The sequence below is a fragment of the Kitasatospora sp. NPDC097643 genome (genome assembly GCF_040302625.1).
GTDB lineage: Bacteria > Actinomycetota > Actinomycetes > Streptomycetales > Streptomycetaceae > Kitasatospora.
Map to the genome: position 1 here is coordinate 1 of NZ_JBEOSA010000069.1, position 25,276 is coordinate 25,276.

General features: G+C 67.8%; 21 protein-coding genes. 10 read left to right on the forward strand and 11 right to left on the reverse strand.

Going from position 1 to position 25,276, the window contains the following annotated elements:
• Positions 1 to 213 (forward strand): putative ATP-grasp-modified RiPP (locus tag ABTY15_RS32295; RefSeq protein WP_350603285.1); only part of this gene is annotated, 213 nt, incomplete at its 5' end.
• Positions 214 to 814: 601 nt separating this feature from the next.
• The gene (locus ABTY15_RS32305) at positions 815 to 1,303 is read left to right on the forward strand and encodes a hypothetical protein (protein ID WP_350603287.1); all 489 of its coding nucleotides are present in this window, start codon (positions 815 to 817) and stop codon (positions 1,301 to 1,303) included.
• A gap of 464 nt (positions 1,304 to 1,767) precedes the next feature.
• On the opposite strand, the gene ABTY15_RS32310 is transcribed toward ABTY15_RS32305, so the two are convergent.
• Entirely contained in the window at positions 1,768 to 2,598 is an 831-nt protein-coding gene (locus tag ABTY15_RS32310) for a hypothetical protein (RefSeq protein ID WP_350603289.1), read from the reverse strand.
• Between the two features lie 248 nt (positions 2,599 to 2,846).
• On the opposite strand from ABTY15_RS32310, the gene ABTY15_RS32315 reads away from it, so the two are divergent.
• Positions 2,847 to 3,689, forward strand: coding sequence for an NTP transferase domain-containing protein (locus ABTY15_RS32315; protein WP_350603293.1), 843 nt, complete (start codon positions 2,847 to 2,849; stop codon positions 3,687 to 3,689).
• A 15-nt stretch (positions 3,690 to 3,704) separates the two neighbouring features.
• Here ABTY15_RS32315 and ABTY15_RS32320 read toward each other — a convergent pair whose 3' ends face one another.
• The 8 genes from ABTY15_RS32320 to ABTY15_RS32355 all read right to left on the reverse strand — a co-directional run bounded on the left by ABTY15_RS32320 (position 3,705) and on the right by ABTY15_RS32355 (position 14,933).
• Positions 3,705 to 4,517 (reverse strand): inositol monophosphatase family protein, encoded by an 813-nt coding sequence (locus ABTY15_RS32320; RefSeq protein WP_350603419.1) that lies wholly within the window; start codon positions 4,515 to 4,517, stop codon positions 3,705 to 3,707.
• Positions 4,514 to 5,737, reverse strand: coding sequence for a phosphotransferase (locus ABTY15_RS32325; RefSeq protein ID WP_350603296.1), 1,224 nt, complete (start codon positions 5,735 to 5,737; stop codon positions 4,514 to 4,516). Before ABTY15_RS32325 ends, ABTY15_RS32320 begins: the two co-directional genes overlap by 4 nt.
• A gap of 6 nt (positions 5,738 to 5,743) precedes the next feature.
• On the reverse strand, positions 5,744 to 7,384 hold the full coding sequence (locus ABTY15_RS32330; RefSeq protein WP_350603299.1) for a 1-deoxy-D-xylulose-5-phosphate synthase N-terminal domain-containing protein: 1,641 nt from the start codon (positions 7,382 to 7,384) through the stop codon (positions 5,744 to 5,746).
• A 73-nt stretch (positions 7,385 to 7,457) separates the two neighbouring features.
• On the reverse strand, positions 7,458 to 8,744 hold the full coding sequence (locus tag ABTY15_RS32335; protein WP_350603303.1) for a Rieske 2Fe-2S domain-containing protein: 1,287 nt from the start codon (positions 8,742 to 8,744) through the stop codon (positions 7,458 to 7,460).
• A gap of 130 nt (positions 8,745 to 8,874) precedes the next feature.
• On the reverse strand, positions 8,875 to 11,241 hold the full coding sequence (locus ABTY15_RS32340; RefSeq protein WP_350603307.1) for a peptidase domain-containing ABC transporter: 2,367 nt from the start codon (positions 11,239 to 11,241) through the stop codon (positions 8,875 to 8,877).
• Between the two features lie 59 nt (positions 11,242 to 11,300).
• On the reverse strand, positions 11,301 to 12,602 hold the full coding sequence (locus ABTY15_RS32345; protein ID WP_350603310.1) for a condensation domain-containing protein: 1,302 nt from the start codon (positions 12,600 to 12,602) through the stop codon (positions 11,301 to 11,303).
• A 275-nt stretch (positions 12,603 to 12,877) separates the two neighbouring features.
• The gene (locus tag ABTY15_RS32350; protein ID WP_350603315.1) at positions 12,878 to 13,390 is read right to left on the reverse strand and encodes a phosphopantetheine-binding protein; all 513 of its coding nucleotides are present in this window, start codon (positions 13,388 to 13,390) and stop codon (positions 12,878 to 12,880) included.
• Positions 13,374 to 14,933, reverse strand: coding sequence for a class I adenylate-forming enzyme family protein (locus ABTY15_RS32355; RefSeq protein WP_350603319.1), 1,560 nt, complete (start codon positions 14,931 to 14,933; stop codon positions 13,374 to 13,376). Before ABTY15_RS32355 ends, ABTY15_RS32350 begins: the two co-directional genes overlap by 17 nt.
• Before the next feature lie 174 nt (positions 14,934 to 15,107).
• Here ABTY15_RS32355 and ABTY15_RS32360 point away from each other — a divergent pair, with 174 nt between their 5' ends.
• The 7 genes from ABTY15_RS32360 (at position 15,108) to ABTY15_RS32390 (ending at position 24,142) form a co-directional block, all read left to right on the forward strand.
• Positions 15,108 to 17,552: an ROK family protein gene (locus ABTY15_RS32360; RefSeq protein WP_350603322.1), complete on the forward strand. Its 2,445-nt coding sequence runs from the start codon at positions 15,108 to 15,110 to the stop codon at positions 17,550 to 17,552.
• On the forward strand, positions 17,549 to 18,625 hold the full coding sequence (locus ABTY15_RS32365; protein WP_350603327.1) for a dehydrogenase: 1,077 nt from the start codon (positions 17,549 to 17,551) through the stop codon (positions 18,623 to 18,625). Before ABTY15_RS32360 ends, ABTY15_RS32365 begins: the two co-directional genes overlap by 4 nt.
• A gap of 4 nt (positions 18,626 to 18,629) precedes the next feature.
• Positions 18,630 to 19,682, forward strand: a complete 1,053-nt coding sequence (locus ABTY15_RS32370; protein ID WP_350603332.1) for an alcohol dehydrogenase catalytic domain-containing protein — start codon at positions 18,630 to 18,632, stop codon at positions 19,680 to 19,682.
• 262 nt (positions 19,683 to 19,944) lie between these two features.
• Complete coding sequence (locus ABTY15_RS32375) at positions 19,945 to 20,610, forward strand: hypothetical protein (protein WP_350603335.1); 666 nt, start codon at positions 19,945 to 19,947, stop codon at positions 20,608 to 20,610.
• Positions 20,611 to 21,716: 1,106 nt separating this feature from the next.
• A complete protein-coding gene (locus tag ABTY15_RS32380; protein ID WP_350603337.1) occupies positions 21,717 to 22,094 on the forward strand; it encodes a DUF6193 family natural product biosynthesis protein in 378 nt (125 codons plus the stop codon).
• Between the two features lie 385 nt (positions 22,095 to 22,479).
• The gene (locus ABTY15_RS32385; RefSeq protein ID WP_350603341.1) at positions 22,480 to 23,733 is read left to right on the forward strand and encodes an IS256 family transposase; all 1,254 of its coding nucleotides are present in this window, start codon (positions 22,480 to 22,482) and stop codon (positions 23,731 to 23,733) included.
• A 40-nt stretch (positions 23,734 to 23,773) separates the two neighbouring features.
• On the forward strand, positions 23,774 to 24,142 hold the full coding sequence (locus tag ABTY15_RS32390) for a hypothetical protein (protein WP_350603346.1): 369 nt from the start codon (positions 23,774 to 23,776) through the stop codon (positions 24,140 to 24,142).
• Position 24,143: 1 nt separating this feature from the next.
• Here the strand turns inward: ABTY15_RS32390 and ABTY15_RS32395 are convergent, their stop codons facing one another.
• Positions 24,144 to 24,275, reverse strand: a complete 132-nt coding sequence (locus ABTY15_RS32395) for a hypothetical protein (RefSeq protein WP_350603349.1) — start codon at positions 24,273 to 24,275, stop codon at positions 24,144 to 24,146.
• Between the two features lie 395 nt (positions 24,276 to 24,670).
• Positions 24,671 to 25,207: a hypothetical protein gene (locus tag ABTY15_RS32400; RefSeq protein ID WP_350603352.1), complete on the reverse strand. Its 537-nt coding sequence runs from the start codon at positions 25,205 to 25,207 to the stop codon at positions 24,671 to 24,673.
• Positions 25,208 to 25,276 lie beyond the last annotated feature (69 nt).

The following is a 25,276-nucleotide window of genomic DNA, read 5'->3' on the forward strand; positions in this document are numbered from 1 at the left end:
TTTGTCCTCGTCCGAGGGGGGGGCCCTTCCCCCCCCCCCCCCCCCCCCGTGAGCATCGACCCGACCACGCAGCTCGGCGTGTTCCTCGACGGCGACGGCCTGGTGGTGGAGATGGGCAAGCACGGCACCAGCCGGGGAACCGAGACCAGCACCACCATCAACTCGGACTCCGCGAACCACCAGGGCTACGACCAGGACAGCGCGCAGGGCTGACCCATGACCTGGAACGGGGCCGTCCTGGTGATCACGGAAGCGCTCGACACCACCGCCGACACGGTGATCACCGAACGCAACCGGCGCGGAACACCGGTGGTCAGGTTCAACCCGGCCGACATCGGCGCCGGCCTGACGGTCTCGGCTTGGTTCGATGCCTGCCCGGCCCCCGTGACGGGCGCTGGTACCCGATCCGGCTGCGTTGTCGGTACCGCGTTGTACGGTTCCTCGCATTGGGCCGGACGGAGATCGCGAGGGACTCGCGGCCATGGGGAGCGGGTGTGGAAGGTCCCCGGCATCCAGCTCGGGACTGGAATGGGATCCATGTCCCCGCTCCCCACATAGAGCACATAGCCGCGTTCGGCGTTCGTACATGGGTTGCAGGAAGCCTGGCCATCCGGTGCCGACAAGCGCGTCCTGTCGGCCACGAAACGCCAGCTCTCGATGTCCTTCCAGTCCCAGCTATCGCGTCCCCGGCTCACGTCGCCGAGCACTTCGGGTTGGCTCTTGAGCAGTTGGCTTGGCATCTTGATCTCTGGCGTTGTGCCCGCGGTAAAGCAACGAACACCATGTAGGCAGGGCCAGAACCAGGGGTGGGCGGATGAGCGTGGTTGGGGAGCGGGAGCGATGGGAGCTGCGGCCCGACATCGGTGTAGGGCCGTTGCTCTTCGGGATGTCTCCAGCGGAAGTTGCCGAGGCGCTGCTGGTTTCCGAGCCTGAGTCACGGGTTGGTGGCCCGTACGGTCAGGAGGACTTCTCGGACGGGGTGAAGGCGTTCTACGACGCCGGCCGGCTTGCATGCGTCGCGCTGGACGCCGTCATCGGTCCGCAGGTCTGGCTGGACGGCTTCCCCCTGGCAGGGAGCGATCCGGGGCAGGGCCAGCAGTTTCTTCTGGACCATGCCGCAGAGCACGGGAACTGCATCCTTTTCACCCCGGACGCATCGCTCGCCCTGACCGACCTCGGGATCCTTCTGCGCGACCAGCGGGTCGGTGAAGCGCGGCTCACACGTCCGCTCTTCGTGAAGGAGGAGTGGCTGGAGTCGCAGTACTACCGAGACCACCTCCCGCTGGAAAGTGCCACGGCCTGAGTGCTCAACCTGTCCGTTCGTGCCGGTCGGACCACGCCACGCCCCCCACGGTCATCGGCACGATCGAAAACCTTGAGGTGAACGACGGGCACCAGGGTTACCGCCCCCAGGGCGCAGGCCATCCCGAGCCGCCGCAGCCTGCCCGAGACCTCGCCTTTCACCACCAGCGGAACCACCTTCCGAAGGAAGAGCTGTGCCCTGGTTACGCCACCTCGTACAGCGCCGCACGGTGAAATCGATCTCCGTCGCCTGGCCACCAACGGCCGCGTCGGCGATCCGGCGTTGATACCGACTGTGGACCCGGGACGGTGGTGGTAACGAACCGGACACTGCGGACACGGAGACCGTCCATGCGTTCTCTCACCACTCCTCTGCACCAACAGCGACATCGGAACCCACCGACGACCCCTGACACGCGATCTCGACCCGCCTGCCGGGAGACCCTGACGGGTCAACACAGCCACCTACGGACGAATCCGGGTCTCCCGTCGGTGTGCGAGCGCCGCCCGGACCTCTGCCAGCGCGCGTTCGCGATCGATCAGCGGCGGCTGGAACTGGCCGCTGGACAGTCGGGCGTGCTCCTCCCAACGGTCCTTCCAGAACTCCACCGTCCAGCCTGGCCATCGCCGCGACATCTCGTAGGCCTCAGCTGACGCCCCCAGCACCCACCAGCCCACCCGGCGCCGAACCGGATCGACATGGACCCCGGCTTCAGCCGGCATACGGCATATCCCCTGCTCCGGAGCGCCCACCAGCCGGTCGAGAAGTGACGGCCCCTCCCGGATCGGATGGTCGGCGACGTTCGCCACCACATGGCAGCGATCCGACCCGACCGTCACCACCGCGATCATCGGCTCGGGGTCCGCCAAGTCCTCCGCGTCCGGTTCCAGCAACGCTCCGACGAGAAGATCGCGGTCGCGGTCGCGGACGAGCTCAGGATCCAGTCCCAGATAAGTCCGCAACTCCGCGGGACCGTCGTACGCCCACCGCACGTCCCAACCCGCCCAGGCCTCTCGCAACAGCTCCAGGGCCGCGGCCCTGTGGCGCATCACGGCACTCGGCCCCTCCCAGGCGAACATCAGCAGCACCCTACGGCCGAGGTCGATCAGCGCCGCCCCCTGGCAGAGCACGTCGTCCAGCCACCAGTCATCGACTCTCAGCCGCCGGACCATCGAGAGCGCTTCCGTCGGCCCGGCCAGCAGGTCAAGGTCGATCCCCACCGCACCGAACCGGGAGAGATACAGCTCGTACGCACCGCTCTCGCGTACGACGACAAAATTCGCACGGTCAGCCACGGGCCCAGGATGGCTGACACCAGAAGCCTGCCACCACCGAATTCGAGCAGCCACGCAGCCGCAAAGCCAGGGCTTCGCCGCCCCGGAGTACTGACCCGTGCACCGGTGGTCCCGGACAGCCTCGGGCGCGGCAATGTAGGGTTCATCAGGCAAGTGATCCGGCCCCCTGGGCAGTTCCGGCGTTGCGGAGGTCAGCGGACGGATCCGCCTGATGAACAGTCAGGGACAGATCGTTCCCAAGGAGAGTCATGTCCGCGGATCCCGTGGTTGATCAGCTGAGCCGCGTGTGGGTGGCCATGCCCATCGGCGGCATGGCCACCCGGGCCAGGGAGATGACCAACGACGCCGTTCCCAAGCATCTGCTGCGCCTCGACAACGGAGAAACGATCCTGTCGACCATCTGCCGCGAATTGCAGCGGATCGGTTTTCGACGATTCGTGTTCTGCGTGGGACACATGGGCGATCAGATCGCCGAGCACCTTCAGAGCGAGGAGTGGGTGTGGAAGGAGGGCGTCTCCTACCTCTTCTCCGAGGAACGGACGCCGCTCGGACCCGACGGCGCGGTGCTCGCGGCGGTCAAACGCTGGCAGTTGCAGGGCCAGGTCCTGATGATGCCGGGCGACCTGCTGCTCCCCTGGGACGAGGTCGCCGAGATGACCTTGGCACACGCCCGCCGTGAGCCGTCGATGACGGCTGCTGTCACCAGTCACATCACCCCTCGCACCACCGATGTCGGACGGTTCATCGTCGATGCCGCCACCTGGCGCCTTCGGCACGTCTACGACCGCAGTGAACCGGTGTCACCCGCGGCACCCGGCGAACTGGCACTCACCAGCGCCGGCGCGATCGTGCTGTCCACGGATCACTTCATCGAGGTGTGCGAGGGGTACGCCAAGGACTCGGGCGAGAACGGTCCGCTGGGACTGCGTGACAACGTGTTCCCCTGGGCCATCGAGAACGGCGGGTTCAACATGTACGCGCACGATCTTCGGGGTGAGTTGCTCGACCTGGGCACTCCCTCGAGCATTCGTCATGGCCGGGAGAACTGGCGGCGGTACGTGAGCGCCGAGGTCGCCGCGATCAGTTCGTGACGGAACCCGCCGGGCTCAGAGAGACCCCCGGCGGTGGGCCAGCTCCAGCAGCAGGTCGCAGGTGCGTTCGCTCCCGACCACGAGGACGGACGAGCCGCTGTCGAGACTCTCGATGCCGATCACGGCTCCGGCCTCTCGTGCGATGACGAGGCCGGCGGCGATGTCGATGAACTTGTTCTCGGTGAGTCCCCAGCTGAGGTACGCGCCGAAGTGCCCCTGAGCCAGCCAGGCGAGGGACAGTGAACCCGATCCTATGCTCCGTACCCGGTAGAACGAGTGGAACAGCTCGGCCAGCAGGTCGTCCTGCCTCGATTTCTTCGCCGGATCTTCCTGGCGCATGAAGAAATCGATGGCCAGCTGCATGCGGGCCGGGTCAGTGGGAGCGTGGTAAGAGAGCCGGCGGCCGTTGAGATGGGCTCCGCGGCCCTCCGCGGCCGTGTAGAGCTGCCTGCTGACCGGGTTGTATATCACTCCGAATACCGGTTCGCCGTCTTTTTCGAGGCTCACGGTCACGCTCCACAGCGGCACTTCGCTGGCGAAGTTCTTCGTCCCGTCGATGGGGTCGATGTTCCACGTGTAGCCGTTACGGCTCTCGGTGCTCAGCTCGGGAAGCTCCTCCCCTTTGAAACCGCATCCGGGGAAGACCTCGCGACACAGTCCGTGGAACGCCCTTTCGATCTCGCGGTCGAGGTTCGTGGCCAGGTCGCCGCCGATGTCCTTGATCTCGACGACATCAAAGCTCCGCCACCTGTCGAAGGCCGAGTCCCCTGCCGACTTCACGAAGTCGATGACCTGTTCGAAATGATGGTCGGCAAACTCCGGCGTCATGGTGCCCACGCGATCGAGGGGACCAGTGCGCTTCCGGCCGACGAGTCCGGACCGGCTCTCTCCATCAGGTCCAGGTGGTCGTTCGCCGACTCCAGGTAATAGAGCAGCAACGGCAGGGCCACCTCGGACCGTGTGGTCGGGATGAAGGTGTGCGCGGCGGCGAAGGCGTGGAGGTCGGCGGCGAGGATGCCTCGGTCGAGCAGTCCCGGGTCGGCGACCAGGTCGGTCGCGAACACCTCGGGCAGCACGTCCTCGATCACGGCTCGCGCTATCTCCCTGGACCGACGGCCGAGGTCGGGATCGACGAAGCTCTTCAGGTCTCCGACCGTGATCTCGCCACCACCTGACGATACGGTCGGCAGGACCAGCTTCCTTTCGAAAGCGGCTTCGACATAATCCAGCGAGATGATGAACTTGCCGATGTCGTAGGCCATGTCGCCGCCGGTGTGGAAGCCGTTCGGATCGAAGAACAGTGGCTTGTCCGTACCCTCCCGGATCATGATGTTCCCCAGGTGCGGGTCGCCGTGTATGAGCCGCATCGAACTGTGCCGAGGCATCATGATCCTCATCAGGGACGGGCTGGCCCCGATCCTGTCCAGAATGGCGAGCGGCGTGAGCAGGGTACGCCCGTTGAGGGAGACGGACGGTCTGCTGATGATGTCCCGGAAAGCCCGGTCCAGCTGGAATCTGCTCAGCTCGCCGACATGGGTACCTGTGATGCTGACGGCCCGGTCGGCCCGGTCGGCCCGGTCGGCCCGGCCAACCCAGCCGGCTTGGTCGGCTTGGTCGGTGAATCGACCGAGCCGCTTCACTATCCGATCGACGTAGTTCCTGCGGGCGAACTCGGCAGGCCGCTCGGTGGAGGGATGCGCGTACAGCGTCGCCCTGAGGGCCGTGATGCTCGCCTTGATGTGGTTGACCGACTCCACGATCCCGGTGTTCCGGTCCAGGGCGATGTTCCTGAGCAATCTGCCCTCATAATAGGGCATTTCGTACGAGAAGCTTCGGCCGACCACGTCCCGCTCGACCCCGATGACCTGGCAGAAATACTCTCTGGCCGACTCCGGCAGGGTGTCGCGGATGAAGATGGCCTCGTTCTCCAGTTTGTCGTCGCCCGGATGTGCGGAAAACTTCCTGACGATCGGTCCGCTATTCGCGTCGAGGCGGTACCACAGTTCGGTGAATTCCCCCCTGTGAAGTAGCCGTGCTGTCCCTCCCATCGTGCCCTACGCGTTGATGAGCTGCCGTGCCGCTGCCAGCACCGTCAGATCGTCGAAACCGATGTCCTCGAAAACCTCGTCGAGCGTGCCGATGCTCGGGAACCGGTCCCGGATCCCGAGGATCTCGTAGCTCATCGGCTTGTGCAGGAGGTTGGCGACGATGTGCTGCCCGATGCCCGACCGCACGAAGCCGTCCTCCAGGATCAGCATCCTGCTGTTGCCGCCCATGGCCCGCTCGAGTGCTTCGAGGTCGACCGGCTTGACCTTCTGGATGTGCAGGACCTGGACGTCGTCCAGCGTGTCGGCCAGGCGGAGTGCCTTGCCCAGCGTGTTGCCGATCGATATGACGCTGAGCCGGCCGCCCTCCCGGACTTCGACGACACCGCTCTCGGTGATGCCGGTTTCGATGTCCTCACCGGGCTTGTGGATGAAGACCGGACCGTCGTGCTCGAGCGCCCGGTCGAGGAGCCGGTCGAACTCGGCCAGGCTCGACGGGTGGTACAGCTCGGCATGGGGAATCGCGTTGAGGATCGGCAGGGTGTAGATCCCCTGAAGGGTCTGCCCCTGGCTCGAGATGCCGGATCCCGGCAGAACGAACACCATGGGGACCCTCAGCATGCACGCGTCGGTGATCTGGTCCAGCGCCCGGGGGAAGAAGGTCGCCGGCACGAAGCAGATCACCTTGTTGCCGTTCAGGGCCAGGGCGGCGGAGAACGTCACGCAGTGTTGTTCGTTGATCCCCGTGTCGAAAACATGGTCGGGGTATATCTGCTTGAGCTCTTTGAGACCGGTGCTGCGAGCGGCGGCGGGCGAGACATAGTACACCTCGCCGTGCTTCTCGACCAGTTGAGGCGCCTTCCGGAGGATCAGCTCCCGGAACTTGTTGACGGGCTTCTTCTTCAGCTCGCCCGTCGCGAGGTCGAACGGATCGAGCCAGTGGAACGTGACGGGATCCCGGAGGGCGGGCTCGTAGCCCTTGCCCTTGACGGTCTTCACGTGAAGGAACACCGGGTGCTTCTTCTGCTTGATGTCCTCGAACAGCTCGATCAGCTTCTGCGTGTCATGACCGTCCACGGCGCCCACGTACTCGAAACCGAGGCTCTCGCTGAACTCGCGCAGGGTGTTCCTGGTGTGCAGGTACCCGACCGTCTCCGTGACGGCGAAGTCGTTGTCGTTGTAGATGACCAGCAGGTTCGGCGCGAGGGCGCCGGCGTGGTTGAGCGCCTCGAAGGGCTGGCCGGCGGTCATGGAACCGTCGCCGAGCAGTGCGATCGACTTGTACTCGGGGTGGTTGACGGCGTAGCCGAGGGCGGCCGAGATGGAGATGCCGATGCGGCCGCCGATGTAGAAGTCGTAGGGGCTCTCATGGATGTCGGCGTACTCGCCGATGCCGCCCCGGTGGTCCATGGTGGCGAAGGCTTCGGCGCGATCGGTCAGCAGCTTGTAGGCGTGCATCTGGTGCGCACCATCGAAGACGATCTTGTCTTCGGGGAAGTCGAAGACCTCGACCAGGGCCTGGATCACTTCGATGACCGCCAGCGGCGAGCCGACGTGGCCGCCGTCGGCGGACATCTTTTCTATGATCACTTTTCGCATATTCGCGGCTTCGGCGACCAGCTGGGCGGCCGACTTCCTGTTCACCGACATGCTCTCTCCTTCGGGGCGATCACGATGCTGATCGTGTCCACGGTCCTTGCGGCTCGACGGCACTGACGTAGGACTAGCCGTCCTGATCGGTCAGGAAGTCCTGGCCGGTCAAGAAGTCCTGGCTGATTCCCATGGCCTTCTCGAACGCGTGCCGTACGTGTGCCGGCTGCCCGGCCTGCATGGCGTAGGACGGGTCGTCGCTGAGCCGCCAGTTGAACACCCTCTTGAGCCGCCATTCGAAGAACTCGCGCTCGACTCCTTCGCGGTACAGCTGGGGTCGGTCCAAGGGCAGTGCGATGCAGGTGTTCAGCTCGGGATCGCGAACGATTCCGCGCGGGTCCTCACCCCGGGAGACGGCTTCGATGTCCGCGAAGAGCCGCTTGCGGAGCAGAATGATCCCCTCGTCACTGCGGCCCAGGTGTTCGCTGGTGCGGTCGGCTATCTCGCCCTGGCCCACCCAGGCCGCGAAGTCCTGGTTCAGGACGTGACTGGTGATCAGCTCGCCGTCGTCCCCCGTCACGGGTCCGTACCAGTGGGGGACCGGGTCCTGATCGACCGCGGGCATGTCCGTCGGGAGGGGGGAGTAGTGCCAGACGATGCTGAGGGTACGGGTGTCGTCCACCGGGACACGCCACTCGAGACTGCTGCCGGCGTACAGCACGTTCGGCCACAGACACGCGATGCCACTGCTGTCCAGCTGGTTCGTCGGAGCGAGCGGAATGGGCAGGACGGGAGTCGTCAGCTCCGCCCGCCGGGCCACGGCGATACCGAACTCGAATTCCTGGAACTCGATGTCCGTGTGGCGGGGGCCGAGTTCGGGATTCTCGGGGTTCCCCGCGCGCGCGACGTAGTTGGAGTGCCGCCACTCGAAGTGCACCGGGTCCACGGCGTTCTCATGGCACTGCAGCCAGTTGCACGGGAGGTCCGACAGGATGATCTGGACGAAGCCGCGGTTCCAGGTGAAGGGTTCGAACACGGGAATGAGGGGAGCCGGCGCCGGGCCCAGGTAGGCCCAGACCATTCCGGCGAACCCGACGGCCCGGTACGACGTGACCTTCACCTTGTCCCGGAACGGTGCGGAGGACTCGGCCATGTCCTCGTAGGGCTGCTCGACGCAGGTTCCGGCTTGATCGAACATCCAGCCGTGGTACGAGCAGCGCAGGCTCCCGCCCTCGACCCAGCCCTGGCCCAGATCCGCGCCACGATGGGGACACCGGCGCTGTACCAGGCCGTATTCATCGCTCTCGGTCCGGTACAGGACCAGGTCCTCTCCCAGCAACCGAAGTGTCTTGACCCGCTTCTCAGCGAGCTCCGAGACGGCGGCCACCGGGTGCCAGTACCGGCGCAGCAGTTCGCCCATGGGAGTCCCCGGGCCGACCTCGGTCAACATCTGATTCTTCGCTTCGGAGAGCAACTCGCCACTTTCCTTGAGTCTGGGGCACATGTCTCGGGGTAACGCCTGCGGCGGCGGCACGGCCGTCTCGGGCCGGCTATTCCCCCTGGCCGGCCACGAGGGTGCGCATGATCGGAGAATCAGCCATGAGATCCTCGTACGCGCCTTGAGCGACCACCTGGCCGGAGTCGACCACGATCACCCGGTCCGTGGCCTCCAGCACCGACAAGCGGTGCGCGATGACGATCAGGGTGTGATCGACGGCGGCAAGTCCGTCGAATATCGCCCGCTCGGTCGCGCTGTCCAACGCGCTCGTCGCTTCGTCGAGGACCAACAGTTGCGGCTTCCGGATCAACCCACGAGCGAGCGCGATGCGCTGACGCTGGCCACCGGACAGGCCGAGGCCCCCCGGGCCGAGCAACGTGTCGTAGCGCATGGGGAGCGCCATGATGTCGTCGTGGATGCACGCCAGCTTCGCCGCCTGTTTGATGTCCTCGAAGGAGGAGCCGGGCTGGGCGTAGCTGATGTTCTGCCAGATGGTGCCGGCGAAGAGCCGGGAATCCTGTGAGACGTAGGAGATCGAACGCCTCAGCGACACCCGGTCGAGCCGGTCCATGGGCTGGCCGGCGATGAGGACGGATCCGCTGCTCGGGGTCTGGAGCCCGGCGATGATGGAGGCCATCGTCGACTTGCCGGAACCCGACCGCCCCAGGATCGCCGTGAACTTCCCGCCCTCGAAGCGGACGTCGATCCGGCTCAGGACGTCCCCGGAGCTCCCCGGGTAGGCGAACGACACGTTCCGGAGCTCGACCGGACCGCTCGTGTCGTCCAGCGGCACGGCATCGGCCGGGCGTTCCTCCGGTTCGGCGCCCAGCACGTCCGTCAACCGGGAGAGCGTCGCGCCGAGGCCGGCGACCTGGAGCGCGCTCTGGACGACGCCCGCCAGGGGCACGAACATCCCGACGGCGAGCGAGGTGAACCCGACCACCGAGCTCAGCGACGCCGTACCGTTCGCAACCCTGAAGTAGCCCAGGTCGAGCACCGCGAGCGGCGCGAGGAACTGGAGCGACGCGCTCAACGCGGAGCCGATGACCTGGTTCCGCCGGCTCAGGCCCCGCTGGTTGATCTCGTCGACGACGGTGTGGCTCCAGCGGTCGTGCGCAGTGTCCTCCAGGCCGCAGGCCTTGATCGTCTGGAGTCCGTCCAGCAGTTCGAGGAGTGCGCCCTCCGAGATGGACTGCCGCTCCAGTTCCTCCGCGGAGAGGTAACGCTGCTTCTTCCAGAACACGACGAGGACGGCCACCATCACGGCCGCCAGCGCCATGCTCATCAGCGCGAACTGCAGGTCGACCACCAGGAGCAGGGTCAGGTAGACCAGCACCAGCGTGCCGTCGAACACGGCGGAGAGGGCCGCGCCCGTCAGGGTCTGACGGACCGCCGAGCTGGTCCGCACCCGCAGCGCGAGGTCACCCGGGTTCCGCCTGGTGAAGTACTCGTACGGCAGGGAGAGCAGGTGGCCGAACACGCCGAGCGTGACACGCCGGTCCGCGATCGACTGGAGCGCCACGAGCGTCAGTCCGCGGACGATCTGCAACAGCGCGAACGAAGCGCACCCCACGAGCGCGAGGCAGAGGATGACGACCGCCTGCCCCGACTGCCCACCGGTGCCGACGTGGGCGACCAGGTAGGAGGAGGCGAACGGGGTGGCGAAGTTGAAGACGAGCAGCAGGAACGACGCGACCACCAGGCCTGCCCAGCGGCGGTCCCGGGTGACGAACAGCTTGAGGTAGTGCCAGGAGCTGTTCGCGACGCCCGGTCCACGGCGGCGCACCGGCCCGCGGCCGTCGGTGAGCGGCGCTTCGAACTCCAGTGCCACCCCGGTGAAGACGTCCGCGACCTCGCTCAGTTTGAGACGCCGCCGGCCCAGGGCCGGATCGACGATGAAGGCGTGCGTCGCGGTCGCGCGTTCGAGCACGACGAAGTGGTTGAAGTTCCAGAACAGGATGCTGCCGGCCTTCAGGCGGCTGAGCCCCCCGACGCCGACCCGCACGCCGCGCCCGAGGGCACCGAAGTGCCTGGCCGCCTGGAGGAGCGCGCGCGCCGAGACCCCCGCCTGACCACCGTTGAGCCGGCGCCGCACGGCTGCGATGTCCACGTCGATGCCCAGGAAGGCCAGGACCATCGTCAGACTCGTGGGCCCGCAGTCGGCGCTCTCCGTCTGGTAGTAGACCGGTACCCGCTGCCGACGGCGTCCCGGCAGCGCTGCCGAGACTGCCGCGATGAGCTTGCGCAGGCGGCCCTCCGGACGCTCCGCCAGCAGTCCGGGCAGCGTGAGGGCATCTCCCAGGCGCCGGCCGGGAGCGTGCTTCTCGGCCGCTTGACGGCTGAACCTGGCCCGGCCCACCGGCCCCGCAACCGGAGACTCGGACGGCCCGGCTTCGGTCACTTCATTGGATTCGATCACGAACGGCACCTCCCTTCGGAGTTGGTGGTCTGGTGGGGACGTACGAGGTACGGCGGGCTTCAGCCCAGCAGGATCCGCTCGACGGCGACGGTCATCTGCCGCGCCGCGGTCTCCGTGAGGCGGGACCGGTTGAACGTGAGACGGAAATGAACGCTTTCGTCCCAGCTCCCGGCCTTGAGCTGCACTCCACTGACCACGCGCTCGACCAGCGGCGCGTAGGCGCCGTAGTGCACGACGAGACCGCCCACCGTGGCCCTGAGCCGATTGCGGGGATGGCTCAGGTAGGCGAAGCGCACGCTGCGCTCCGGCCCTCCTACCAGGTCCCCCAGATCGGTGACCCCGCCGGCATCGACGGTCTCCCGGGTGACCCGACGGTGTTTCAGCGTGTCGGCCCATTCACCGGTGAGCGTCCGGACGAGATCGGACGGCGCGGCACCGCGGTCGACGACCACCGGCAAGCCCAGGGTGAGCATGCCGAGCTGTCGCCGTTCCCGCATGCTCCGGGTGTCGACGGGCAGCCAGACCGGGACGGCGTCCGCGTCGGTGTGCTCGAACACCGCCGATGCCAGGGCGTGCTGGATCCAGATGAATTCCGAGGCGTTGTTCGAGCGCGCCGCCTTCCGCATCGTGCGGAGCCGCTCGCCCTCGAGGATGAAGCCCGTCTCCAGGCTGCCGGCCTGCGCCGTGTCGGGCGTGCCGGGAGCGGAGGAGGCGAGGAATCCCCAGTCCCGAGGTATCCGGGCGTACCGGCGCCGCCAGAAGTCGGCGATGTCACGGCCGCCGTCGGCGGCCGGGGCCTCGCGCTCCACGGCCACGTCCAGGAACCGCGGACTCGGTTCGGCGACGGCTTCGTGATCGCCGAGGCGCCGGCGGTACGCCCGCCACAGGTCCCCGCCGAAGATCGCCCGGACACTGCCGTCGACGGCGAGCTGCGAAAAGGTCGCGACGAAGGCGTGGACATCGGGTGAGTACTGGAGCAACCGCAACCGGAACGGAAACTCCGTCCGCAGGTCCCATCCCTCGGCCACGTCCTTCGTGGCCAGGCCGACGACGTACCGGGAGAACCGCTCCTCGGATCCGGCCTTGACCTTCTGGCAGGTGACCAGCTCGGCCGGCGGGGGCGTCTCCCTCGCCCACTGGTGCGGCCCGGAGGCCCCGCACTCGCAGACCGCGAGCCGCAACGCGTCATGACTGCTGACGACATCGCCCACGCTCGCGATGAACGCCGGGACGTCCAGCGGTCCTTCGATGCGGTACGACAGTTCCAGGGTCGGCCCCGCACCCGTGCCGTCTCGCAGAGTCCGGTGCATCAAGAGCTGCGGGAGCGTCAGCGGTACCGCTTCCTGACCCTGGTGGTGCATGACGTCGCCTTCCGAATCGCTGAAAGCCTCGGCTGGCATCCGGGATCCCGGATGCCAGCCAAGACTCGGTTACCGCCTACTACGAGACACAGCGCCCGGCGATGGCGGCGCCGCCGACGATGTCGTCGAGGGCCTCGTCCGACAGGGACTCAATGTCCACGATCTCGGTGTCGAAGTACTCCATGGTTCACCTCCCAAAAGGAATCGCGTTTTATGGGTTCCATCCTCCGCCCGGGCTTTTCACCGAGGTGACGAGTCCGGGCGAGGATGAGTCTCTAGGGCCGGGACCGCTCGCGGACGAGCCCCGCCAGCCGGGCGACGGTGAATTTGTCGCCGACTTCGAAGAAGTCGATCAGGACGCCGTACTCCTGGTTCAGGAATTCGATGGTCTCAACCGTCCCGAGGGAGTCTCCACCGTGCTCCCAGAACTCATCGGAAACACCGATGTCCCGCACTTCGAGGAGCTCCTTCCAGAACTCCGAGAGAGCCTGCTCCAGCGGGCCGGACGGCTGCGCGTAGACATATTCGAGTCGAGCTTCGGACGGAGTGCCGGTCGTGGCGTCCCGATGGTCGCACCAGCCTTCCCCCGGCCATTCGAGCCCGTCGACGAAGAGCACTCGCCGGACGTCCACGCCGTAGCACCTGCGGAACGCCGTGCGGATCTCGACGCCCGACCTGATACCGCTGGTGGAGATGTGGACGGTGGGTTCGGGGCCCTCCTGGAAGGAGGCACCGAGGACGTCGGGACAGACCGTGCGGAACAGTGAAACGTCAAGCTGTCGAGCCACGAGGCACCTTCTCCTCGGAGGGGGACGTCAGCGGCGTGCGGGCACGCGGAGAACCGGTGGAGTCGAAAATCGCCTTGATCGCCGTGGCGTCGGGCTTGCCGATCTCCGACCGGGGTATCTCCGCCACCTGCACGTGGATCCGCGGGAACTCATGACCGCCCGCCTGGGCGGCGCAGAACCGCTCGAGCTCCGCGAGATCGGGGACGGCCCGGGGGTCGCGGGTGACGAGCAGCATCCCCACGTCGACGCGGCCGGCGTCCGTGAGCGCGACGCATTCGGCGTCCAGGATGTCCGGATGGGTCCGGAGCACCAGCGACAGACGTCCGAGCCAGGTGACCCCGCTGGCCGTGGCGGTCTGGTTCGCCGCACGGTCGAAGACGTAGAGGTACCCGTCCTCATCGACCCATCCCATGTCGCCCAGGCTCACGAAGCCGTCGGACGTGCTCTGGAGCCAAGGAGTCGCCGAACGGGTGCGAGCGGAGGCACCGAACCGGCGGAGGTAGATCTTGCCGATTCCGTCCTCACCGCGTTCCAGGCCCCGCGCATCACCTATCCGTATTTCCGTCAGCAGTCCACGCCCGACCGATCCCGGCTTCGCCGTCCACTCGGAACCGCTGATCACCGTGACACCGACGCCCTCGGTACCCCCGTACATCTCGAAGACGCGTTCGCCGCCCAGGAGGTCCAACCAGGCCTGTTTCAACGGCGCAGGACATGGCAGCGCCGTGTGGAGGACTCCGTTCAGGCTGTCCAGGCGCTCGGGGCGCCGCACGGCGGCGGGCAGCAGGTGCCTCATGTAGTTCGGCGTCAGCATGAGCCACTCGATCCGGTGCTCCGCGATCGCGCCGAGCAGTTCCTCCGGGTCGTGATGGCTCGCCAGGAAAACCTGGTTCCGGTCCAGCACGCCTTGGACGAGGGCGGCCATCGTCCCTATGTGGTAGAGCGGAAGCATGATGAGCTGCTTCTGCCCGCTCCGCCATTTGCAGGTCCGGAAGACGATGTCGGGAACGGCCCTCGGATCGTAGCTTCCGAAATTCTGGAACGGAACGAGCTTCGGGATTCCCGTCGATCCGCTCGTCGCCAGGAGATACCGCGGACGGCGCCCTTCGGTGGGACGTTCCCAGCGTGTGATCCGAACGGTGGCGCCAGGCCCCTGGTCGGTCCCGGGCGACCCGGGTATCCGGGCGGGTCGGGTGCGACCGCTCAGTCCGGCCCGGCCCAGCGCGCTGGAAAGCACTTCGGTGTCGATCCGTGGCGCGTGCGGGAGCACGGTGACGCCGGCGCACAGCGCAGCCAGGATGATCTTCGCCGTCTCGATGGAGAGTGACGCGGGGTGGCAGACGACGGCATCGCCGTCCATGTCGCGGTTCCAGGAGCCGAAGAGCCCTGCGAGCGCCGAGACCTCTTCGAAGAGGCGTTGGTACGTGATTTCGCGGTACGAGCCGCCGGTGACCCCTTCGATGATCGCGGGGTGATCCGGAGCTTCGGCCGCCAGTTCGGCCAGTCTCTCCGATATCGATAAAACGCCCGTGCCGCGTCGCATTCACGCCTCCTTGTCTCCCGCTCGGTGACACTACATTTCCCGCCGATTGGCGCGAGTCCGAAGAGAATCGCGCCGAATAATCATCGGCTATCTCCGGCCTTCAGCTTCGGACCATGATCAGATGTTGGGGATCCAATCACGGGGTTTCAGTTGGCGTCAAGACCTTCTTGCCGGGTGCAGGACTTGGCGGCTTGCTATCGTGAGGATCGCATCGCCGACGGCATACGTCCTGCCCGCCACAAGGAGACCGCATTTCATGTTCTCAATCAATCTGAACCGTTCTCGCGCGAAATCCGTTACACATGCCGCAACGCTCCGGCGCCGCCCGTCGGTGGCTGTTCTCGGCGGGTCCCCGATACGAACGGACTTCTTCCCGGCAGAGGGCGCACGATGTGCGGCCGAACGGTTCGCCGAGGCACCGGCAGCCGAGGCACCGGCACCGGTACGGGCGTGCTCATGACGACCGCCGAGGCCGTCGCGGTCTTCGACGTCGGCGGGACCCACGCGCGCTCGGCGGTGCTGGACGGCGAGGGCCGCCTGCACGACCTCGCCGTGCGAGCGGCCCCGTCCTGGGTGAGCTGCCCGGGTGAGGAGGCGGCCTCGCTGCACCAGCGTCTCGTGAACCTGATCGTCGGCGATGCGCGTCGGCTGGCCCGCCGTCACCGGGTGACCGTGGTCGGGGTGTCGCTGGGCGCGGCCATCGATGCGCGTACCGGCCTGACGGTGGGGTCCGGTCCGCTCTGGGGCGACCAGGGCGGGCACCGGTTCGACACCGCCGGGGCGCTACGGGATGCGGCACCCGAGTTCCGATGGACGGTCGTCAACGACGTCACGGCCAGCGCGGTGGCGCTGGCAGCCCAGCCGGACGCCCAACACCTGCGGCGGCTGGCCGCCGTCGTCGTCGGCAGCGGCATCGGGCTGCGGACCGTCGAGGTCGGCACCGGCAGGGTCCCCGTGTCCGCGGACTCCGGACTGCAGGGTGAGATCGGACATCTGCCGGCCGGGTTCCGCATCGGCTCACGGGAACTCGTGTTGCGCTGTGACTGCGGTGCGACCGGGCACCTCAGCGCATACGCATCGGGTCGTGGCATCGAGCGGATCCTCACGCAGCTCGCCACCGAGGGCACGCCGTGGCTGGCCGCCGACGTTCCGCTGACCAGTCAGTTCACCAGGGCAGTGTCCGATGGTGACCGAGCGGCGCTCACCGTGCTCGAAGCCGTGACGCGGCCGCTCGCGCACGCGCTGCTCTCGGTTCTCAGCACCGATGCCGAGATCGACCGGGTGGTCCTCACCGGTGGAGTGCCGGCGGGGCTCGGCCGGGAGTACCTGGAGTGCCTGACGGCCCAGATGGACGCGGTGGGGCTCTACGGACGGTCGGGTTCACTGGCCGACAAGGTGCGGGTGGCCTCACCCGATGCCGAACTCGCGCTGCACGGGGCCGGGCTGCTGGCGCGCTCCGGCGCTGCCGGGGCACGGAGCTGGACGGTGCCGGGTGACGATCCGAAGTCGTACAGCGTGGTCATGGCTCCGAACACGCTCGCCTCCGGCCGCGGCACGCCCCAGGTCACGGCGAGGCCGGGCCGGCACGGCGCCGCACGGCGACTCGTCGTGGCCGACAAGCGGGTGTGGGAGCTCTACGGGGACGCGCTGACGAACGCGCTGACGGGTGGATCAACCGGTGGATCAGGGGACGTCACCCTTGAGACGCTGCTGCTCGCACCGGGCGAGTCGGGCAAGAACCTGGCCGCGGTGTCCGATCTGGTGGACGCCTTCGACCGGTTCGGTCTGCTGCGCCGATCGGAACCGGTCATCGCGGTGGGCGGCGGCGTGCTGCTCGATCTCGTGGGCTTCACCGCCAGCATCTACCGGCGCGGGGTTCCGCTCATCAAGGTACCGACCACCCTGCTCGGGATGATCGACGCCGGCATCGGCGTCAAGACGGCCATCAACTACGGAGGGCACAAGAGCCGGCTGGGCACCTACAGCCGTCCGAGCCAGGTCGTCATCGACCCGGGATTCCTGCCCACGCTGGATCCCCGCGAGTACCGCTGCGGCCTCGGCGAGGCGATCAAGATAGCGCTGGTGGCCGATGCGGCGCTGTTCGACCTCCTCGACGCGCACGGCCGTACGCTGGCCGCGGGCACACCGGACCCACGCGTGGAGTCCGAGATCATCGAGCGCAGCATCGCGGCCATGCTCGGCGAACTGGTCGGGAACCTCGGCGAGGACCGGCTGGACCGGCTCGCGGACATCGGCCACGCGTTCTCCGGTGCTCTGGAGATGTCCCTCGAACCCGCACTGCTGCACGGCGAGGCCGTCGCCGTCGACCTCGCCGTGACCGTCATGCTCTCGCGGAACCGAGGTCTCCTGCCGTCGGCCGTCGCCGATCGCGTCATCCGCGTCCTGACCGACCTGGGCCTGCCGACGGTCCATCCGGAGATGACCCCCGAGCTGCTGGTCGAAGCCTTGGCCCACACCAGCCTGCACCGTGACGGCCGGCAGCGCCTGCCCCTGCTGAAGGACGTCGGCCACGCCGTGTTCGTCAACGACGTGACCGAGGCGGAACTGTGCGAGGCGCTGACAGCGCTCCGGTCCCGGCAGTTGCAGGTGATGTCATGACGGGGTGGCAGCTGCTCCGCTCCGGCCGTCAGGTCCGGATGGTGCCGATGGAGAGGCCCCGAGGTGATCAGCCGTACGTGTCGATGCTCGCCGTAGGGCTGTGCGGCACCGATGTTCAGATCGGCGCCGGCCACCGGGGGGATGTCGCCGCGGTGCTCGGTCACGAAGGCGTCGGGATCCTGCACGGCGCCCCCGGTGGTGACCGGGTGGTCGCGTTCAACCCTGTGGACGTGCGGGACCAGGACTCGATCCTCGGCCACAGCTTCGACGGTCTGTTCCGCAGCTGGGTCCCCCTGGGGCCGGAGCTGCCGCTCAGCGCGTTGCAGGAGGTCGAACCGCTGGACCCGGTGGCGGTGCTCACGCTGTGCGAGCCGCTCGGCACCGTCCTCTACTCGTGGGAGCTGATCGAGCGCTCGGCCCCAACTGGTCCCCTGGCAGTCGGGGTCTGGGGTGCGGGTCCCCTCGGGTTGCTCCACGTACGCAGGGCGATCGACCTGGGGCACGAGGTCGAGCTGGTCGAGGCGCGACCGGAACGTCTCGCCTGGGTGGAGAACCGTTCCCGCCTTGCGCCCACCCACCTCTCCGTGGCCGGGCAACGGACGCCGCGGCCGGTCGATGTGGCGGTCGTCTGTGCCCCGCGGCCGGCGATGGCGGACGCCGTACGGCAGGCGGCGGACGCACTGCGCCCCGGCGGGACGATGGTGCTCGTCACCGCGCTCGACGCGGCAGCCGCAGCCCCCACGTTCGTCGACGCCACCGTCGGCCGGGTGCGCCGGCACAACGTCTGCGGCACGGTCGACCCCGAGCTGGGCGCGGTCACGGCGGTCACGCACGAGGGCAAACCACTGGTGCTCACCGGCCACCGGGGGACCTCTCTGGCCCAGCTGCACAGAGCGGAACTGCTTCTGCGGGCCGATCCCCGTGGGTACGGCGCCCTCATCACCCATGAACTGAGTCCCAGGGAAGCGGTGGACGTGATCAATCGTCGGCTCGACGGACGGTTCCGGACCGACGACGGTTCCGAGATCGTCAAGGTCGTCGTCCGCTTCTCCGACAGCGGTCGCCATGGATGAACCCGTGAGCAGCCGTGTGGAGTTGGTGCCCGGCGGGGTTCAGCTCACCACCGGTCCGTGGCCGTCCCCGGCCTCCCCGTCATGGGTGCTGGTGCTCCCACAGACCGTGGGCCTGTGCAGCTCGGACCTCAAGGAGGTCCGCCGGAGCCGGGACGTCCGGTCCGACTTCGGTCACGAAATGGTCGGTGTCGTCCACAGCAGCAGCATGGACGACTTCCCGCCCGGTCTGAGGGTGTGCCTGGACCCCCACATCCCGGTGACACGGACTACCGCGTTCAGCGAGACGGCTCTGCTGGAAGGAACGCCCGACCAGTTGCGCGCCGCCCTGCCCACCGTCCTCGACGGCACTCCGGACGACCGGGCGGTCTTCACCGAACCCCTCGCCTGCGCCGTCCACTGCGCCGGCAAGGTCCCCGTCGGTTCCGACGTGGCGATCGTCGGTGCGGGGACCGCCGGGGTGCTGCTGGCGGTGCTGCTGAGACTGAAGGGGTGCCAGGTCACCCTGGTCAACCGGAGCACCGCACGGCTGACCGTCCTCTCCGCCATGGCGTTGCTGCGAGAGGTGCCGAAGGTTCTCAACAGCGAGGTGGGAACGCGCACGTTCAGCACTGTGGTCGTCACCACGGCGTCGCTCGACGACACCACCTTCGACAGCGCCTGGAACCTGTTGCCGCGGGACGGCGGACGTCTCGTCCTGTTCGGCGGCATCAGGCCGGACTGGCGGGTACCGGGCACGGACGTGCGGTTGGACGGCATCCGTCGCGGCGAGGAGGCGTACGAGCTCGAGCTCGACGGGCGCCGCGCGCTGCTGGTGGGCACGCACGGTGCCACCGGCGCCGACTTCGCCGCGGCCGGCGCGGTGCTGGCGGCGCCGCTCCCCTGGACGGCCGGCCACATCGAGGAGCTCATCGTCGACCGGGTGACCCTGCCCGGCCTGGCCGCGCTGCTCAACGACGCGGTCAGGACGGGCGCGGATCCGATCGGGAAGCACCTGGTGGACATCGGCCGTCATCCGTCGCCCGCTGGTACGAGCTGCTCGACCGGAGCTGACCCGTGACCTGGCCGGACCAGCACGGCGGCACCCGCTGGCGCTGGACCACCCCCAGGGCGCAGGCCTTCCTGAGCCGCAGGTCAGCACCCCTCCTCCTCGCACCTGCCGGGGTAAGGTGATGCGGTGTCAGGGCGGCGCCGGGCCGTGGGCGAGCGCTTTCTCGGCGGCCCCTGAGGCGTCGGCCGACGGCGTTCATGGGAGCATGCGTCATCAGTGAACGGGGCGGTGCCGACCTTCTCGGGGCGCACCAGGCGAAGGGGTTTCAGGCATGGGGGACACATCGGCCGAGCGGCGTCGCATGCTGGAGTCGGCTTCGCCCGAGCTCGTCGCGGAAGCGGCCGCGAATCCGGGTGGGTCGATTGCGGCGATCGACTCCGATCTCGTCGGCGACCCCGATGGCTACGTGCCGAGCGAGGCCATCCAGGGCGTGTGGCGGGTCGGTGAGGACGGGAAGCTGACCGGGGAGTTCGTGGAGAATCCGAACTACGGCCCGCCCAAGGACGACTTCACCGAGCTCGCGGAGTCCAAGCACTGGCTGGACTGGCTCGGTGAGGAGCCCGCCGTGGCCGTGCGCGCGTCCATCGCGGAGATCCTGGACCAACAGGTGTCGGGCGCGGTTCTGGAGTGGCTCAAGGTCGTCGACACTCCGCGCTACCTCACCGGGGGCCGTCCACGGCCGGATGACCGGGACCACCTGATCGTCACGCGGGCCGGCATCGCCGTGCCGTTCGCCCTGTCCGTGGCCGCGCCCGGGCGCAGGCGGGACATCCTTCAAGGCGTGTTCTCCTGGGTCGCCGTCAGGCTCGACCAGCCGGGCGACCGCAAGGATCAGGTCTGGTTCGACCTGGGCGCCGACCTGGACTGGGCCGAGACGGAACTCCGCGAACGGATCTACCTCGTCGGCCAGGCCCCGGCCCCCGGCTCCACGGCCTGAGTCCCGTGCGTCGACGGGGGCGCGCAGGTGGGCGTCCCCGTCCCGGCGAGCGGTTCTGCTGGCGATCCTGAAACCGGCTCTGACCGCAGTTCCGTGAAGCCTTGGCTCGTCCCGGGCCGCCTGGAGCCGGCCACAGCGGCTGGCCGTGGATGCCGATGCGGCTGTCCGGGTGCCTTCCAGACACCGCGCGAGCGGGAGACGCCCAGTGAGGGGTATGTCGTCTCGCACGAGATGACCTCGGGACCCGTGAGGAGACCAGCGTGTACGCAGCAGTACGGCGGTACGAAGGAGTGACCGATCCTGCGGAGGCAGGTCGCCGAGTGGCCGAGGGATTCGTGCCTCTCCTTCGCCAGGTTCCCGGGTTCGTGGCCTATTACTGGGTTGACGCCGTGGATGGAGTGATGGTCTCCACCAGCGTCTTCGCAGACCAAACCGGGGCCGAAGAGTCGATCCGGAAGGCGGCGGACTTCGTCCGGGACAACCTCGCATCACTGCTCCCCAACCCTCCCCAGGTCACGGCCGGCCAGGTTGTGGCCGGCGGGTAGCGACCTCCGCAGGAACCTTCACGGAACCGCGGTCAGAGCCCGAAAACCGGCTGCGGCACACATCGCGTGACGATCACGGCGGTCCGGGCTGTCCCCGCTCCGGGGGTCAGAGATAGACGTTCTTCAGGACACCCTGCCCGGACTCGGTGGCCTGCCGGAGGAGTTGCGCGACCTCCGCCATACGGGAGGCCAGGTCGTCCAGGAGTCCCGGTGGCGGTTCCCCATTGACGTTCTGGGCGAGCACCGCCGACATCCGGGCGCGGAGGTCCGCCGCATCCAGCGCCAGGAGAGCGGCGCAGGCGGCGGCCGTGCGTTCCGGGGAGACATAGGCCAGCGTGCGTGGTGTCGTCCTCGGGGAACCGTCCCACGAGGTCCCCGCCGGTGATGACGTCGGCGAGGCTCGCTTCCGGCTACTGGCAGAGGGACTTTCCAGGTACCACCACATCTCTTCCAGTTCACACCGGAACCCGCCTCACCCCCTACCTGGGCCGGCCTACGGGCCACGTTCGGTGTGGTGATCGTTTCCCGGGGCTCTTGACGGTGCGAGGAGCCGGGGACACCGTGGTGCGTGTGGACGACGGGACTTTTGATGTGGAGGCCGCGGCGGCGTGGGTCGAGCTCCTGGGGCGCTACCGGCCGCCGGATGCCGCCGATGACTGGGTGTCGCGTTCGATGTTTCCGTTGGTCGAGGCGGCTGCTGCGGTGCCTCGGCTTCGTGCGATGTATCCGTGGACCTCGCACAGCAGCCTGAACTTCTCCCTGTCCCAGAGCTTCCGCGTCTGGGGCGCGGAGGGATTCCCCGGCATCCACGCGGGGCCCGGTCTGTACTCCGTGGTGGCGGCTCCCTGGCGGGACGGACGTGTGCTGCTGGAGACCGGTGATCCCGTAGCAGCGGTCACGTTCGTGGACCGGTGGTTCCGTGACCACGCTACTGCGTAAGCACTGTGGAGGGGGGCCGCCGTGGTTGTCGGGCCGTGAGCCACTGACCAGGTGACCTGGCCTCGTGTCCAGGGGCATGGTCAGCTTGTCGTTTAACGACTTCGTCGGGCGAGACTGATGAGGGACTCTGTCGGCCAGCAGAGCCAGTACAAGAGCCGATTCAGCACCACGTAGTAGTGGAAGCTGACCCATCCGTTCTCTTTGTCGACGATCAGGGGTGCGCCGTCCCGGTAGACGTAGCGGAGGTACCGGCGACGGATCGGAGCAATGCTCAAGACCTGTGGATCGGTTCCGGGAGGAACGCGGAGGGCGTACCTTCCCGAATGATCCTGTGATGGTCATCGAGTAGGCCGACGTTCGCAGCGTCGGTCGGGAAGGCACGCCCGTGCTCACCGTAGTCAATGCCGACGGTTCGACGCGAGAAGGCTCCCTGCTGGACGAGATCGTCCGCGAGGGAGCCCGACGGATGCTGGCCGCCGCTCTGGAGGCCGAAGTGAACTCCTACATCGTAGAGTTGGCCCACGAGCGAGATGACAACGGTCGGCGGTTGGTGGTCCGCAACGGCTACCACCAGCCGCGGAAGGTCACCACCGCCGCCGGCGTCGTCGAGGTCAAGGCGCCGCGGGTGAACGACAAGCGCGTGGATGAGGCGACCGGGGAGCGCAAGCGGTTCTCCTCGGCGATCCTGCCGCCCTGGTGCCGCAAGTCCCCGAAAATCGCCGAGGTGCTGCCGCTGCTCTACCTGCACGGCCTGTCCTCCGGCGACTTCGTGCCCGCCATGGAGCAGTTCCTCGGCTCCTCGGCGGGGCTGTCGCCGGCCACGGTCACCCGGCTGACCGCCCAGTGGCAGGCCGACCATGCCGCCTTCCAGGAGCGTGACCTGTCCGGCACCGACTACGTCTACGTCTGGGTCGACGGCATCCACCTGCGCATATGCCTGGACGAGGCCAAGGCCGCCGTCCTCGTGGTCATCGGCGTGCGCGCGGACGGCACCAAGGAACTGGTCGCGATGGCGGACGGCTACCGGGAGTCGTCCGAGTCGTGGGCCGCGCTGCTGCGGGACTGCGCGAGACGGGGCATGCGCGCGCCCGTGCTCGCGGTCGGAGACGGGGCACTCGGGTTCTGGAAGGCCCTGCGCGAGGTCTTCCCCAACACGCGCGAGCAGAGATGCTGGGTTCACAAAACAGCCAATGTCCTCGACGCCATGCCGAAGTCGGCCCAGCCGGCGGCGAAGAGGGCCATCCAGGACATCTACAACGCCGAGGACCGCGACCACGCCGAGCAGGCCGTCAAGACCTTCGCCAAGCTCTACAGCGCGAAGTTTCCCAAGGCCGTCGCCGAGATCACCAACGACCAGGACGTGCTGCTGGAGTTCTACGACTACCAGGCCGAGCACTGGATCCACCTGCGGACCACCAACCCCATCGAGTCGACCTTCGCCACCGTCCGGCTCCGCACCAAAGTCACCAAGGGCGCCGGATCCCGCGCCGCCGCCCTGGCGATGGTCTTCAAGCTCGTCGAGTCCGCCCAGGCCCGCTGGCGCTCGGTCAACGGCGCCCACCTCGTCCCGCTCGTCCGCGGCGGAGCCCGCTTCGAACGCGGCCGACTGGTCGAACGCGACGAGCCACAGGCCGCATAACAACCAAACGCCTGTTCCGATAAGCCGATACCCTTCCGGGGTGGAGCACCCTGCGCAGCAGTACTACAACCCGCACCTCACGGCAGCCGAGGAACGTGCGCTGCTGCGGCGCAACTACCTCTTGCTCCAAACCGGGCAAGCCGCGCTGGGCCTTATCGGACCAGGCATGCTCGGCATAGCCGTCGAGGCCCGGTCAGGCGTCATCGTCATCCACTTCGCCATCGCCAACCGCACCGCCGAGATCGAAGAAGACATCGACGACATCATCTTCGACGTCGAGGCGTTCCTCAGCGGCGGGCCCGAGCATCACTCACAGATCGCCAGCCAGGTCCACGTCGGCCAATCCGACAGCACCTGGCCGGGACGGTCTCACGCCCTGCTCTACCTCGCGAAGTCCCCGGCCGAATAGATCAGATCCACAGGTCTTGACAATTTCTCCGGATCGGTGCTCCGGCGATCAGCAACACCGGCGAGGCCGCGAGGATCCCCACATAGATCAGAGCTCTGCTGGCGATCAGTCCGGCCGGTTCGTCGATGCGCATGACGGCAGTGTGTCGGGCCTTGGCCGTCGTGTCAGCCTGATCGTCGGGGTTTGGTGCCCTTCTGGTGGTGGGTGGGCCGGGCGTACGCCTCGCCGGTGGCGAGGACTCTGCCCACCTCGTAGCGGGCGGCGGGCTGCTTGTTCTTCGAGCCGGGCGGTCGGCCGGGTCTCGAACAGTGCGTCGCGTCGGCCGCTCAGGCAGTCGTAGAAGACGCCCCGGAAGCGTGACAGTTCCGCGAAGGGCTCGCCCTGCACGCCTTCTTGGTCCACCAAACTCACCGCTATGGCCTTCGCGTCGAATCCCGTACCTCCTCGAGGGTCCAGGATCATGCGGAGGCGGACTCGCTGTCCGGGAATCCCCATGTGGGTGACCTACGGTCTCCGTCGGACCGGCTACTACGACGAACAAGGATCGTCCGTCGGTTGTCTCCGCTCGCCCTCGGGAGTGAAGGTCAACGATCCGCGGAACGAGTCGCCGCCGAATCGCACTGCGAGGAGCAGCGGTTGCTCGTGCTGGGGCGGCCAAGATTCGGCCCCTGGTTCGCTGCCGTTCCACAGGTGGAAGAACACCATCGGCTGCTGCGGATCCTCAGCGAGGTACCCGAGCGTCTTCCCGTACAGAGGGTTGTTCCCTCCGAACAGCACAGAGGGAGGACCGAACTCCGCTGGCACGTCAGGCCAGGTGCGGTCAACCGCGGCCCAGCGCCGGACCCGGTCTGTGAGTGCCGCGTACTCCTCCCCGGTGAGAACCCGATCGGGCTTGGGCCAGCCGCGTCGCTGTGCGAACTCCGCGTACACCGAGGCGACCTCGCAGAAGCCGACCTGTGCTGGGAACACGGCCTGGAAGGCCCCTGTGGGGCCTATGGAGGTCCACAGCCCCTGATCTTCCCAGTCCTGCTTCAGCTCGGCCCATGCATCGGGCTGGCGCTCCACACGCTCCACCCGGGCGACCGAGTCGGGTTCAACTCCGAGACGAACATGGGCTGTCTCGCCGACGCTTCT

Coding starts and splice junctions, on each gene's coding strand:
- ABTY15_RS32305 (WP_350603287.1), top strand. CDS start 815: ATGAGCGTGGTTGGGGAGCGGGAGCGATGGGAGCTGCGGCCCGACATC.
- ABTY15_RS32315 (WP_350603293.1), top strand. CDS start 2,847: ATGTCCGCGGATCCCGTGGTTGATCAGCTGAGCCGCGTGTGGGTGGCC.
- ABTY15_RS32320 (WP_350603419.1), bottom strand. CDS start 4,517: ATGACGCCGGAGTTTGCCGACCATCATTTCGAACAGGTCATCGACTTC.
- ABTY15_RS32325 (WP_350603296.1), bottom strand. CDS start 5,737: ATGGGAGGGACAGCACGGCTACTTCACAGGGGGGAATTCACCGAACTG.
- ABTY15_RS32330 (WP_350603299.1), bottom strand. CDS start 7,384: ATGTCGGTGAACAGGAAGTCGGCCGCCCAGCTGGTCGCCGAAGCCGCG.
- ABTY15_RS32335 (WP_350603303.1), bottom strand. CDS start 8,744: ATGGGCGAACTGCTGCGCCGGTACTGGCACCCGGTGGCCGCCGTCTCG.
- ABTY15_RS32345 (WP_350603310.1), bottom strand. CDS start 12,602: ATGCACCACCAGGGTCAGGAAGCGGTACCGCTGACGCTCCCGCAGCTC.
- ABTY15_RS32355 (WP_350603319.1), bottom strand. CDS start 14,933: ATGCGACGCGGCACGGGCGTTTTATCGATATCGGAGAGACTGGCCGAA.
- ABTY15_RS32365 (WP_350603327.1), top strand. CDS start 17,549: ATGACGGGGTGGCAGCTGCTCCGCTCCGGCCGTCAGGTCCGGATGGTG.
- ABTY15_RS32375 (WP_350603335.1), top strand. CDS start 19,945: ATGGGGGACACATCGGCCGAGCGGCGTCGCATGCTGGAGTCGGCTTCG.
- ABTY15_RS32395 (WP_350603349.1), bottom strand. CDS start 24,275: ATGCGCATCGACGAACCGGCCGGACTGATCGCCAGCAGAGCTCTGATC.